This window comes from Verrucomicrobiota bacterium, assembly GCA_039192515.1.
GTDB lineage: Bacteria > Verrucomicrobiota > Verrucomicrobiia > Methylacidiphilales > JBCCWR01 > JBCCWR01.
On record JBCCXA010000001.1, the window covers coordinates 20,457 to 32,729 of the forward strand.

The 12,273-nt window shown below is 42.9% G+C and carries 12 protein-coding genes; 9 read left to right on the forward strand and 3 right to left on the reverse strand.

Going from position 1 to position 12,273, the window contains the following annotated elements; all coding sequences use genetic code 11:
• Window positions 1–175 precede the first annotated feature (175 nt).
• The 6 genes from AAGA18_00085 to AAGA18_00110 all read left to right on the forward strand — a co-directional run bounded on the left by AAGA18_00085 (window position 176) and on the right by AAGA18_00110 (window position 6,591).
• Window positions 176–1,432 (forward strand): PQQ-binding-like beta-propeller repeat protein, encoded by a 1,257-nt coding sequence (locus AAGA18_00085; protein MEM9443722.1) that lies wholly within the window; start codon window positions 176–178, stop codon window positions 1,430–1,432.
• A gap of 130 nt (window positions 1,433–1,562) precedes the next feature.
• The gene (locus tag AAGA18_00090) at window positions 1,563–4,007 is read left to right on the forward strand and encodes a DNA translocase FtsK (protein MEM9443723.1); all 2,445 of its coding nucleotides are present in this window, start codon (window positions 1,563–1,565) and stop codon (window positions 4,005–4,007) included.
• Window positions 4,008–4,014: 7 nt separating this feature from the next.
• On the forward strand, window positions 4,015–4,890 hold the full coding sequence (locus AAGA18_00095) for a helix-turn-helix domain-containing protein (GenBank protein ID MEM9443724.1): 876 nt from the start codon (window positions 4,015–4,017) through the stop codon (window positions 4,888–4,890).
• A 17-nt stretch (window positions 4,891–4,907) separates the two neighbouring features.
• Window positions 4,908–5,489, forward strand: coding sequence for a CDP-diacylglycerol--glycerol-3-phosphate 3-phosphatidyltransferase (gene pgsA / locus AAGA18_00100; protein MEM9443725.1), 582 nt, complete (start codon window positions 4,908–4,910; stop codon window positions 5,487–5,489).
• Window positions 5,486–6,031 (forward strand): DUF1802 family protein, encoded by a 546-nt coding sequence (locus tag AAGA18_00105; protein ID MEM9443726.1) that lies wholly within the window; start codon window positions 5,486–5,488, stop codon window positions 6,029–6,031. Before pgsA ends, AAGA18_00105 begins: the two co-directional genes overlap by 4 nt.
• 11 nt (window positions 6,032–6,042) lie before the next feature.
• On the forward strand, window positions 6,043–6,591 hold the full coding sequence (locus tag AAGA18_00110; protein MEM9443727.1) for a DJ-1 family glyoxalase III: 549 nt from the start codon (window positions 6,043–6,045) through the stop codon (window positions 6,589–6,591).
• 87 nt (window positions 6,592–6,678) lie between these two features.
• On the opposite strand, the gene AAGA18_00115 is transcribed toward AAGA18_00110, so the two are convergent.
• Both AAGA18_00115 and AAGA18_00120 read right to left on the reverse strand, forming a co-directional pair.
• Window positions 6,679–8,922 (reverse strand): von Willebrand factor type A domain-containing protein, encoded by a 2,244-nt coding sequence (locus AAGA18_00115; GenBank protein ID MEM9443728.1) that lies wholly within the window; start codon window positions 8,920–8,922, stop codon window positions 6,679–6,681.
• A complete protein-coding gene (locus tag AAGA18_00120; protein ID MEM9443729.1) occupies window positions 8,919–9,473 on the reverse strand; it encodes a sigma-70 family RNA polymerase sigma factor in 555 nt (184 codons plus the stop codon). Before AAGA18_00120 ends, AAGA18_00115 begins: the two co-directional genes overlap by 4 nt.
• A gap of 151 nt (window positions 9,474–9,624) precedes the next feature.
• Here AAGA18_00120 and AAGA18_00125 point away from each other — a divergent pair, with 151 nt between their 5' ends.
• The gene (locus AAGA18_00125; GenBank protein MEM9443730.1) at window positions 9,625–10,152 is read left to right on the forward strand and encodes a DUF3859 domain-containing protein; all 528 of its coding nucleotides are present in this window, start codon (window positions 9,625–9,627) and stop codon (window positions 10,150–10,152) included.
• A 192-nt stretch (window positions 10,153–10,344) separates the two neighbouring features.
• On the opposite strand, the gene AAGA18_00130 is transcribed toward AAGA18_00125, so the two are convergent.
• A complete protein-coding gene (locus tag AAGA18_00130) occupies window positions 10,345–10,980 on the reverse strand; it encodes a CPBP family glutamic-type intramembrane protease (protein MEM9443731.1) in 636 nt (211 codons plus the stop codon).
• A gap of 90 nt (window positions 10,981–11,070) precedes the next feature.
• Between AAGA18_00130 and AAGA18_00135 the strand changes: the two genes are divergently transcribed.
• Together AAGA18_00135 and AAGA18_00140 are read left to right on the forward strand one after the other, a co-directional pair.
• A complete protein-coding gene (locus tag AAGA18_00135; GenBank protein ID MEM9443732.1) occupies window positions 11,071–11,307 on the forward strand; it encodes a hypothetical protein in 237 nt (78 codons plus the stop codon).
• A 153-nt stretch (window positions 11,308–11,460) separates the two neighbouring features.
• Window positions 11,461–12,267: an SDR family oxidoreductase gene (locus tag AAGA18_00140; protein ID MEM9443733.1), complete on the forward strand. Its 807-nt coding sequence runs from the start codon at window positions 11,461–11,463 to the stop codon at window positions 12,265–12,267.
• Window positions 12,268–12,273: the final 6 nt, after the last annotated feature.

Below are 12,273 nucleotides of genomic sequence, written 5' to 3' on the forward strand. Positions count from 1 at the left end.
AGGGAAGGCGAAGCGATCAAGCATGCGGAGTACTCATCCAGATAGCAGTGGGACATGGGTCCTAGAAAGGTGGTACCTCTAGCAGACCCTAGGGACATCATACGGGTTTAATGCTTGCTATTCTAAGCATGCATAATAGTGTGCGTCTTAGTTATTTACTGGCCAATTATACCCTATGATACACCGACTTATATCCGTATTCGCAATACTCCCCTGGCTTACCTGCTCAACTGATGCAAATACAGTTGACTGGTTAAACTGGCGAGGTCCTTATTACACAGGCGTATCCAAAGGCAGTGGAATACCTTTGAACAAGGAGTTAACATGGAGAACCCTTTTACCGGGACCTGGCTTATCCACACCGGTAGTTATTAAGGATAAAGTTTTTCTTACTTCATTAAGCGACAGTGGGAAGAAAACTTTAGCCATGGGACTAGACCTCAAAGATGGGAAAAAACTTTGGGAATACAGACTCGGGAGCGGTAAAGAGTATATGAGGAAATCTATCACCGCAGCGCCCTCACCGGTTTCTGATGGTCAGAATATTTATTTTCTAACTGCTACAGGAAATCTAGCTGCATTAGACCAGGATGGAAAGTTGATATGGAAGAGAGATCTTTCCAAAGACTACGGAAAGTTCATAGATAACTTCGGCTATGCTTCAAGCCCAATTCTGCAAGATAATAAACTCATCATAGCTCTTTTGCGGGAAGTGAAACATGGAAAATCATTCCTCTTAGCCTTAGACCCTAAGGAAGGTAAAACCCTGTGGGAAATCGATCGACCTACAGAAGCTATAAAGGAGAGCCCTCGCTCCTACAGCACTCCACTGCCAATGAAATATCAGAACAATGATGGCATCCTCCTAGCTGGGGGTGACTGCCTTACTTGGCACTCTCTTGAAAACGGCAAAGAGGGGTGGAGGCAGATGATTACTTTGAAAAAGTATGGCAACTGGAGACAAGTCGCGACTCCCTGTGTACAAGATGACACCATTTTTTACCCTCTTCCAAGAGGCCAAGTGCTCCGGGCTTATCAAGTAGCTTCAGACGGTGGAGCTATTAGGGAGCTGTGGGAGTATAAAGGAGCTATCCCAGATGCCTGCACGCCTATCGTACACAACAACATACTTTATGTGTTAGATGGTCGAAGTAAGGTGCTCACTTGTTTCAACGCCAGTAACGGCAAGGTTATATGGCAGGACGAATTAGAAACGGAAGCGTATTTATATGCTTCACCCATCATGGCAGATGGTAAAATTGTTTGTATCACTGAAATCGGTGAAGTCTTTGTATACGAAGCAAAACAGACAAAGAAGCGTTTGGCTCATTATAATCTTGAGGAAGAAGACTTCTTTGCTACTCCAGTAGTCCTAGAAAAGGGTATGCTAGTTCGCTCTAAAGAAGCCCTTCTTTATCTAGCAGCCAAGTAACCTTATAAAGCCGAACTGCCATAGGTTTTAATTCCTTGAGACTTTTTTCACAGCTTCTTAGCAAAGGGTTGCATTTATTCCGTTCTGCAACTTTACTAGAAGACTCGAAGATTCTCCGGAGTTCTTGGATATGTTGAAAATTCGCCCGACAGGGGATATAAATAATTCGGTAAGTAGCTTTATGCCCAGAGCACAGGTTGAGTTAAAACTTATTCAAGACACAGTCGCGATTATTCTCTCGGGACTAGGATTATTATTGATTCTGGCACTTGTATCCTATGACCGCTCAGATATAGGTTTTTTCACCTCCCCCGCTAACGACCCCAAGGTCAACTTTATCGGACCTGTTGGCGCCTACGTGGCTGCTGGACTCTTTCTTTCTATAGGATTGGCTGCATATCTAGTGCCCTTCATCATGATCCTTGCCGGCATTGCTCTAGTTCTTGGCGCTCAGATAGATTATCGGTTCAAAGCCATCTGGCTCGCTATTATGATTATTAGTGGCGCGGCTTTAATTCAATTTGCTGAACCCCTGTTGGGAGGAATGATTGAGGATGTCCCTCCTGGAGGCGCCTTAGGCTGGCTTATTACCGATAGACTTCTCTCCCAAGCACTTGGCACAGTTGGAGCAGCAATTTTATTATCAACCATCTACGCTAGTAGTTTGATTTTACTTTTTGAAATTAAACCCATTAAAGTCGCCATCTCTATATGGGAGTTATCCTTTGCTTGGTATAAGGAGCGAGAGCGAATCAGAATAGAGTCTGCTGACCCCATAGAGCGTATCGAAATAGAGCGCAAAAAATTGGCTAAGCAAGAAAAGAAACTTCGCAAAAAATTGGAAAAGGAAGGCCTAAAGGCCCTAAAACCTCATGATATTTCCGAGGAAGAAGACGCCTATACAGAGTCTAAACTTCGTAAAAAAGATCCCCAAAAATCTATCTCTGCTTCCAAATCCTTAGACAATAAGAAGTCTGAGTCTACTCGCACAGAGTCTACCAGCTCAACAATAGACCCGATACCCGAAGTTACCTTAAAGACTTATGACGACTACAAGGTGCCGTCCCTCGACATACTAACTCCTAAACAGCGAGACCAAAACGCGGGTAAAGATAGCGATGAAATGACTAACAACTTGGACATCCTTGTTCATACTTTAAAACAGTTTGGGATTGAGGTTGAGCCAGGCAATATCACCAAGGGTGCTACCATCACTCGCTATGAAGTTTACCCTGCTCCAGGCATTCGGGTTGAAAGAATTTCCAGTTTGTCCAAGAATTTATCCCGCGCGCTTAAAGCCGAACGAATCAATATACTAGCACCTATCCCAGGCAAGGATACTGTTGGCATTGAAGTAGGAAACTCGAAAAAACTCATGATTGTGCTACGTGAGTTATTTGAATCAGAATTATGGAAAACAACCCGTGCCAAGCTACCTATTGCATTAGGTAAGGATGTTTATGGACAAGTGATCGTGGCGGACCTAGCAGATATGCCTCACCTACTCATTGCAGGGAGCACAGGATCTGGGAAGTCTGTTTGTGTTAATACCATTCTCATGAGTTTAGTCTACCGCTTCAGCCCTGAGGACCTTAGGCTTATTCTTGTTGATCCTAAAGTCGTTGAACTGCAGGTTTATAATCGCTTGCCCCACCTGGTTGTTCCTGTTGTAACAGAGCCAAAGAAGGTGCTAGTCGCCTTGCGCTGGGTAATCAATGAAATGGAAAAGCGCTATCGGACTATGGCACAAGCGGGTGTTAGAAACGTTTCTGCTTACAATAAACTTGCTAAACGCCGCAAGAAGGAAAGTGAAACTGAAATCTCTGCCAGTTCTAATTCTGCAGATAACCTAGCGAGTTCTGAAGAAGGCGGCGAATTACTAAGCATGACAGATATTTCAGCTAATACCGAGGAGCAACCCGAGCATATGCCCTATATCGTCGTGATCATCGATGAGCTTGCAGATTTAATGCAAACGAGTTCTGCGGATGTTGAATTAGCTATTGCCAGACTCTCCGCTAAAGCGAGGGCTGCTGGCATACATCTTATCATCGCTACTCAAACACCCAGAGCCTCTGTAATTACAGGGGTTATCAAAACAAATGTCCCATGCCGAATTGCTTTTCAAGTGCCAAGTGCCCTCGATTCTCGAGTCATACTAGATGAAAACGGCGCTGAAAACTTGCTTGGTAAGGGCGATATGCTTTACTTACCACCTGGCTCTTCAAAAGTGGTGCGAGCGCAGGGAGCTTTTGTTTCAGAAGAAGAAGTGAAGGATGTAGTAGAATTTGTAGGTAATGATTCAGAGCAGATTTTTAATGAAGAAATTCACGAAAAACTAAGGAAAGATGTTCCCGAACAAGAGGAGCGTTCTCCCCAGGACGAGGCTCTTATTGAGCGATGCCTAGAAGTCATACGCCAAGAAAAACGAGCATCCACTTCTTTGCTTCAAAGACGTTTACGGATTGGATACAACAAAGCATCTTGGGTCATGGACCAACTGGAAATACAAGGAGTCGTAGGACCTCGCGAGGGGGCCCGTGATAGAGAAATCTTAATGGATCTTGATACTTAAGAACGTCATGAGTCGGGAAATGGATAATGGAAATGTAGGATCGCGGTTACAGTCAGCACGAAAAGCTCGCAACTGGACTATCGAGGAAGCGGCCAAGCGGACTAAAATTAAAAAGGATGCTTTGCAAAAGTTGGAAACCAATTCTTTTGACGACCTTCCCAGCGTTGCCTACGCCCGCGGTTTTGTTCGCATCTACGCGAAAGAGTTAGGTTTAGACCCTTGGTCTTTATTACGTGATTTTGATGGAAATACAGATGAGGAATTAGACCTTAGCGAACTACATGCTGAGGATCTTGAGGCTATTCCTAAACGTAAGCAACCCAACAAAGTAAGCCCCGTAGGTATTGGCTTGCTCATGTTTCTTACAGCAGGCCTTTTCATAGCAGTAATTTTAGGCTTTTACCTCTATCGTATCTGGCCGGAACTTTTTCCAGAAGCAAAGCAAAGTCCGCTTATAGAGCTGGCGCAAACATTAACCCTCAGTGAAGACGATCTTATTGGAGAAGCACCTGTAGAGGATAAAGTGCTCAAAGCCCAACCCGTAGAAGTCCCCAAAGCAGCTCCAGCCGTTCCCATGGTCAAACCAGCGGCACCAGCCTTTATCAGCCACTCACTGAGGCTTAGCATAGCCAATGGCATTGAAAAGAAGAGGCGCTGGGTCCGAGTAGAAGGCATGTCAAATGAAAGGAAGCACACCATTTTTGAAGGCCATATTGACGAAGGCGCTGTGATACCCCCACTTGATTATGCTCCCTGGGCTGCAGAGGCTTTTATTGTTACGATGCGAGACGCATCCGTAGTCAATATCTGGTTAAATGAGGAAAATCAAGGGTCCTACCCCAAAGCAGAGCCGAAACGACTACGCTTGCCTAAGGAACTGTAATCTTACAAGGGCAGCTCATGAATCTACCCAACCAGCTTACTGTAGGACGCCTCATTCTCTGCGGGCTATTTACTGTTATACTGGAGCTCCCCTATCCTTGGACCGGTTTAGCGGCACTAAGTATTTTTATCATTGCTAGCATTACCGACTGGTTAGATGGATATCTTGCTAGAAAGTGGAATCTTATCACAGATTTTGGGAAGCTTTTAGACCCGCTTGCCGACAAGATCTTGATTGCTGCGGCTTATATCCACTTTGTTGACATCGGTATGGCTCCAGCATGGGTAGTAGTATGTATTGTGACTCGTGAATTTCTCATCACAGGCTTACGCATGCTGGCAGCTGCCAAAGGAACTATTTTAGCTGCGGAAAAACTTGGAAAACATAAAACCATTTCACAAATAGTTACCGCACTAGTAGCTCTAATATTAGAGGCTTCAGAGGATATAGGCTGGCAATTTATAGATAGTGCAGCAGCCAGAGAATGGATTGTCATACCTCTTATGATGATTACATTATTCTTTACTTTGCTTTCCGGCCTCAACTACTTCACTAAAAATATGCATCTATTTGATGACGACAAAGGTAAGAACACGTGAGCAAAATAGCCTTCAAAGAATGGCAGGTGGTTTGCGAGGCCTTACGCATTGGAAAGCAAAGTATTATTCTTAGGAAAGGCGGTATCGCCGAAGGAAAACAAGGTTTTGAATTCAAACACTCCTTATTTTCTCTTTACCCGACCCTTTTCCATCAACAGCACGAATTGACAAATTGGAATGATGGTAAAGCTCTAGAGGGCCATGATAAACAAGACGTCTCAATTCAGACTGTCTGCAAGGTAATTCACGCCTGCGTTCTTACAGACTGGGAAAAAGTGTTAGCTCTAAGCCCCTATCACATATGGAAAGAAGAAGTTATTCATGAGCGCTTTGAATATAACAATGCTAGGGCCATTCATTTAGCACTGGTTCGAAGTTATAATTTAAATAGACCTATACAGCTCAACTACGACAAATCCTATGGAGGATGCAAGTCTTGGATAGAACTGAAGGAAGATCCTTGCCAACAGGATTCTACTCCTGCCGTTGATGATCATAACTTTGACACATTGCACCGAGATCTAAAAAATATCTATGAATAAATGATTCTATAATGAAAGCACTCATCCCACTAGCTAAAGGTTTTGAGGAAATAGAGGCCATAGTTGTTATCGACGTGCTACGAAGGGCTGGAATAGATGTCATCGTTGCCTCTTTGGAACATGGAACTGTAACCGCATCTCGAAAGACAAAGCATCTAGCTGGCAGCTTACTTCAGGATGTCTTGGACCAAGATTTTGATCTTATTGTTTTACCAGGAGGCAGACCAGGTGCTGATCATCTACGTGACCACCTACCACTCATCAACAAGCTTAAGGCACAAGATCTTGAAGGAAGATGGCTAGCTGCCATATGTGCAGCACCCCTTGCCTTACATAGAGCGGGCATACTAGATGGTAAGGTTTTCACAAGCCATCCCACGACAGTAAATGAACTGCCTAGAACCAGAACCGAGGAGCAAATCTCTGTAGATGGCAAACTTATCACGGCTCAAGGTGCAGGCGTTAGTTTTGAATTCGCTTTCGAGATTGTTAAACAACTTTGCGGGTCAGAAAAAGTTAATGAAGTCAATCAAGGCTTACTCTTTCAAGTGCAACATTGAGTTACCGTTTGCTCAGAAACACTAAGCCATCATCCCCAAAAATGATCTAGATTAAGGCAGTAACAGAACCTCGTAACTTTGGCAAATCTACTCTTTTTTATGATCAGGATCCCGACTGAGATTGAGTGCCTGTTGAACTAACATCACAAATTCATGTCGATGACTTCCTTTATCTACACCCGTGCTTTGTTTAGCCCGCTCGAGTGCCTTCTCTAAGGAACCCTCTGCGAGATACTTAGATTGACGTAGTGCCATAGCAAACTCGACTACTGAGCTAGCAAAACGAAAATCTTCACTAGCCTCTGATACTTTTTTGTGAATATTTTTCTCTTCAAGGCCAATATCCAAACGAGTTGACTTATCTTTACCCGGCTGCTTGTAGCGGACTTTAACATGAAGCCATTCTTTACTATCATTTGTTTTACTTGTGTTGGTGAAGCTCAGTTTATCAATTTTGGGCAGATCAATTTCAACACCATGTGGCACTACCTCATAAAACGCGGTAACTGAATGACCTGCTCCTACTTCACTAGCATCTTTTTTATCATCATTGAAGTCTTGAGCTGCCAACTTCCTATTTTCATAGCCGAGTAAACGATACGCTTGGACTTGGGAGGGATTAAACTCTACTAGTGCTTTCACATCCTCAGCGACTGTAAGGAGTGTTCCCATAGCTTCCTCAACGAGTACTTTACGTGCTTCTTTCTTGCTATCAATATAACTATAATTGCCATTACCTTTATTAGAGAGCGTTTCTAGCATATCATCTTTGTAGTTACCCATTCCAAAGCCTAATACGGTTAAAAAAATTCCTTTGTTGGCTTTTTCTTGAATCAGACGTGTTAGCTGACCTCTGTCAGAAACCCCAACATTAAAGTCCCCATCCGAACAAAGAATAATCCGGTTATTTCCATCTTTAATGAACTGCTCTTCAGCAACTTTATATGCTAGGCTAATCCCTTCTCCGCCATTTGTAGAACCACCCGATTTGAGATCATTTAATGCCGAGAATATTTTCTCCTGCTGATCAGCAGGTGTAGAGGGCAAAACCAGTCCACTTGATCCCGCGTAGACCACAATGGCTACTCTGTCACGCTCATCTAGCTTATTGACCAAGAGCTTCATGGAATCTTTTACCAGATCGAGCTTATTTCCCGAACTCATAGAACCTGAAACATCAATTAAAAATACCAAATTACTAGTTGGTCTTTCATCCCATTCCATTTCCTTAGCTTTCATTGCGATTCGCAGAAGCTTATGATCCTCATTCCATGGAGCTGGTGCAGCTTCAGTGTAGAATGCCAAAGGATGTTTGGAGCTATCCTTTGGCGCCAAGTCTCCATATGCGAAGTAATTCACTAATTCTTCCAAACGCACCACATCAGGTGAAGGCAGCTCGCCCATCTCAATAAATCTTCTTACATTGGCGTATGATGCGGTGTCTACATCGATTGAAAAAGTAGATAAGGGCTCGACTTGAGGAGAAGTAAAGCTGTTCTCTTCTATATGATCATATCCTTCACGATTCCACTGGTCACGCAGCGAGATATGCTCGAGTTTCTTTGCTATTATTTGCCTTCCGTAAGTCACCTCATGTTCTAGGTCGCTGCTCCTTTTTATCAGCTCTTCCTTGCTTAGCCTCCTATTCTCAGGAGATTTGCTCATTGGCGGCTCCGTAGACTCCATAACAAACGGAGCTACTTCTTCAAAGGAATCCTTATCGTTTTTACTGCTTATGTCTCTTGAAGTCATGGCATCTACTGCTGGGCCCTCTTCCATTCGCGGCCTCAGAACAGGGCTCTCAATATTTTCTAATTTCGAAACTATTCCTGCCCTGGCTATGTTATTATTCTGGAGACTACTCTTACTAGCTGTAGCCTCACTGTCTTTTGTTGGTAATTTATTTAGGGGCTTAGATTCTTTCATAGAATTAGCTTTATCAATTGGTGCATAGCCCACTTTACTTAGATTACTGGTAAAGAACATCAGTCCCAAACAGGCTGCAACCGCTGTTGGAACTCCCCAATAGAGCCACTTCAGCTTGCCCATTTTTACAGACGAATTGTTCTTTATGGCTGCTTTTGTTTCAGCTGGATTGTTAATTTTGTCGAGTAAGCTATCTGGTAGTTCTGGCAAATCTTCTGCACCAAAAATCTCTTTCAATTGCTTGTCAGCTACTTCAATTTCTTCTACTACTCGTCTAAGTTCAGGGTTGCGGAATAGGGCTTTTTCTACTCTACTATATTCCTCTTCACTCTTAATCTCACCATGCACATAAGCTGTGAGAATTGGATCATCTGATGTTATCTTACTGGTGAAATTTTTTTTCATTTTAAGCCACCTTCTGGATTAAGCTTTATTTCTGTGCGCAAAGTTTTGAGTGCCGTATGAAGAATAAATCCCACATTGGTTACAGATAGACTTGTAACATCTGAAATCTGTTTGTAACTCATACCCGCCATATACTTTAGACGAAGGACTTCACCTTGCTGCTCGGGTAGCTTTGACATAAGCCGCTCTAGTAATTTGTGCGAATCTTTTTGTTCGGCTAGCCTCGAAGGGTCTAGTCCCTTGTCAGGCTCAAGATCAAGTTTATTGTCGGTGATTGATGTCATACGATTTTCTTTTCTTGTAATATCGACGACTCTTGAGCGGCAAACCCGAAACAACCAAGGACGTTCACGTCCGGTTAATTTTTTAGACTCCTCATTCATCAACTTCATGAATGTCTCTTGAACTGCTTCCTCTGCCCAAGCTCTGTTTTTACAGAGTGACTCTGCATAACGAAGGAGCACAGCCCCATTTTTTGTAGCCAATTGGGAAATCCATTGTTGCTTTTTTGGCTTATGATTGTGAGTCATGCCTTTAGCTATACCTTCCATTCAAAGTAACAACGTATGACTTCGCTAATTTCTTAGAGAAATAGTTCATATTATTTAATAGATCGTATTATGAGGCATTAAAAATGAGTTCTTTATGACCAGTTACTTGACAGAGTGCTATAATGTAAAATCACCGGAGAGTATGCATAATATGAAAATAGTCGTAATTAATTTCTTCTTATCCTTTCTATTATTAAATAGCTATTTATCTAATGTTTATGGAAATTCAGTTCTTCCGCTAAAAGAACCAGTTCATATCATCAGCTATGGAATTTATGAAATGGTTCCTGAGGTATCCGATGGCAAGACATCACAAAAGAGTGACGATATTGGCTACCCCCGGTTTATTGAACAGACTGATAAAATCCCGGCTAAACTCGGCACTCGATTTGGCTTTAGCTTTGCTGTCTTTGGATTGGATAGGTACGAAAACGGAGAAAAAATTGCTTTACGTCGAGTCATTAAGCACCCCTCTATTACTTCTAAAACTGGCGTGGCAAGCACTGGCCACGAATACATGGAAAACTATGAAGTCCTTCATGGCGCGGTTGTAGGAGGAACTGGCTACCTTTTGGAGAAACATGAGGAATTAGTGCCCGGCAAGTGGACCTTTGAGTACTGGCTCGAAGGAAACAGGCTTCTTAGCAAATCATTCGAAGTCTTCAAACCCTCGAACTAAAAGACTCTTCACGAATTAGACCCGGATGAAGTAATTATTTTTCAGTGAGATGCCTAAAAACTTAGGCCGCAAAGAAAAGAGAGAATTCCAGAGGCCTATATCCAAGACGGATTTTTTAAGTTTCTATTTATCATTATCAAATCTAAGGGTTTATGCTGTTGGAGGTTTTATTCTCCCATAAGACTACTGTTCTCAACTCGCTGCCGTCGTTTTTGCTATATACCAAAGTGCCATAATAAGACTCAAATCTGCTGCTGCATGAGTCATAATAGGAACCAGAGTCCCACCCAACCGGGTTGTTTGTTGACGCCAGATATACGCGGCAATGATCAAAGCACTCACTGATACTAAAAGAATAGAGACTGGGACAAAATGAACGAGTATCATGGAGTGATACGTGCCAAAAAGGACATCTTCTATGATCAATTTTTTACTTTTACTTCCTAGTAAGTTGCGCCAAAAGGACTCCTCGAGCACTGGATTAACCGTAAAAAAATAGAGCATGAAAAGTCCTAGACTCCAACCACTCAATCCCCATTCTGATAAGATTGATAACCATGATGACGTATCTATATACTTGTGAATAAAAAACAAACACGGTCCAGCTTGTAAATAAATACCGCCAATTAATAAACAACTTGGAAGATTGAGACCCTTGAAGATCTTAGAAAAGTCTTCATTACTTAGCGAAATACTCATAGCGAGCAACATCAGAAAATGATACAGAATGATAGTTACCCAAGCATTTTCAAAGATATAGAGCCCCAAAAACATGGCTTGAAAAGGGAATGATAAAAAGATCCCTCTTATAAATGCTGAGTAAGGCATAACAGACTATATGTCTTCGCTTTCTAAGAAAAAGAACTGTTTTAATCCTACGCCTCAAATCACACAAAAATGCGTCACCGGAAAAAGGTGGTGAAATCCTCTACATTAACGAAACGTTCGCTGGAGATAGGATCTTACACCATTATAAAAAAGCTATCCTTATGCATGAGAATGTATCAGCGAGAGATTAAAACCTTTGTAGCTTGTTTAAGTGATGTAGCTACGGATGGGACTTTTAACTTGCCATGGCAGAATTCAAAGGTCACGATTAGCAGCTATTTCAAATTAAAGCAGGATTTTAGAACAGAAGTTGAACGAGATGCGTAATTGCTTGAGCCACATAGAAAAAAGAATCCTTGAAGACGTGTCCATAGGCACTGCTACCAGGGAACTCTATGTTTCTTGGAACCAGGATCATGCCCAGATCTTTAAGTCTCTATGGCATCATGCGGGTTAAGCTTAACTTATTAACCTTTCAATATGACCTCACCTTCTCTAGACCAAACTGCACTGGTAATTATAGGGGGAACCACAGGCCTTGGCTTATCAGCTGCGCGACGGTTTATAAAAGAAGGTGCCAACGTTATTGTCCTTGGGCGTAATGCTGAGAGCGTTGCCCAGGCCCAAGCAGAAGTCGATCGGATTCAAAGCGGTCGATGCAAAGCCGTTAGCGGGGATGCCATAGACCCCAAAACCTCTTCAAGCGCAATCGAACTCTGCCTCGAGAGCTTTGGACGTTTTGATGGGCTCTATCATGTTGCCGGAGGAAGTGGGAGGCGCTTCGGCGACGGTCCACTCCATGAAATAACTGAGGAAGGAATTGAGAAGACCCTCGATCTTAATCTCAAATCACTCATACTCAGCAACCGAGCTGCTGTTCGCTATTTTCGAGATCACAGGGCACCTGGAGTAATCTTGAATATGGGATCGGTTTTAGGATATTCGCCATCACCACGTTATTTTTCCACTCACGTCTATGCTGCCGCGAAAGCGGCCATCATTGGCTTTACTAAGGCCACAGCAGCGTATTACGCCGAAGAAAATATTCGATTCAATGTCATTGCTCCCGCGTTAGTGGAAACGCCGATGGCCCAACGTGCTGCTGGCGACAATGAAATTCAATCATTTATAAAAACGAAGCAACCTTTGGATGGAGGGCGCATTGGCTGTCCTGAAGACCTAGACGGGTTGGCCACCTACCTCTTATCTAAGGAAAGCCGTTTTGTTACCGGGCAGGTTTTTGCTGTCGATGGCGGATGGACTGTCTCAGAGGGTCAATACGGATAAACAGTG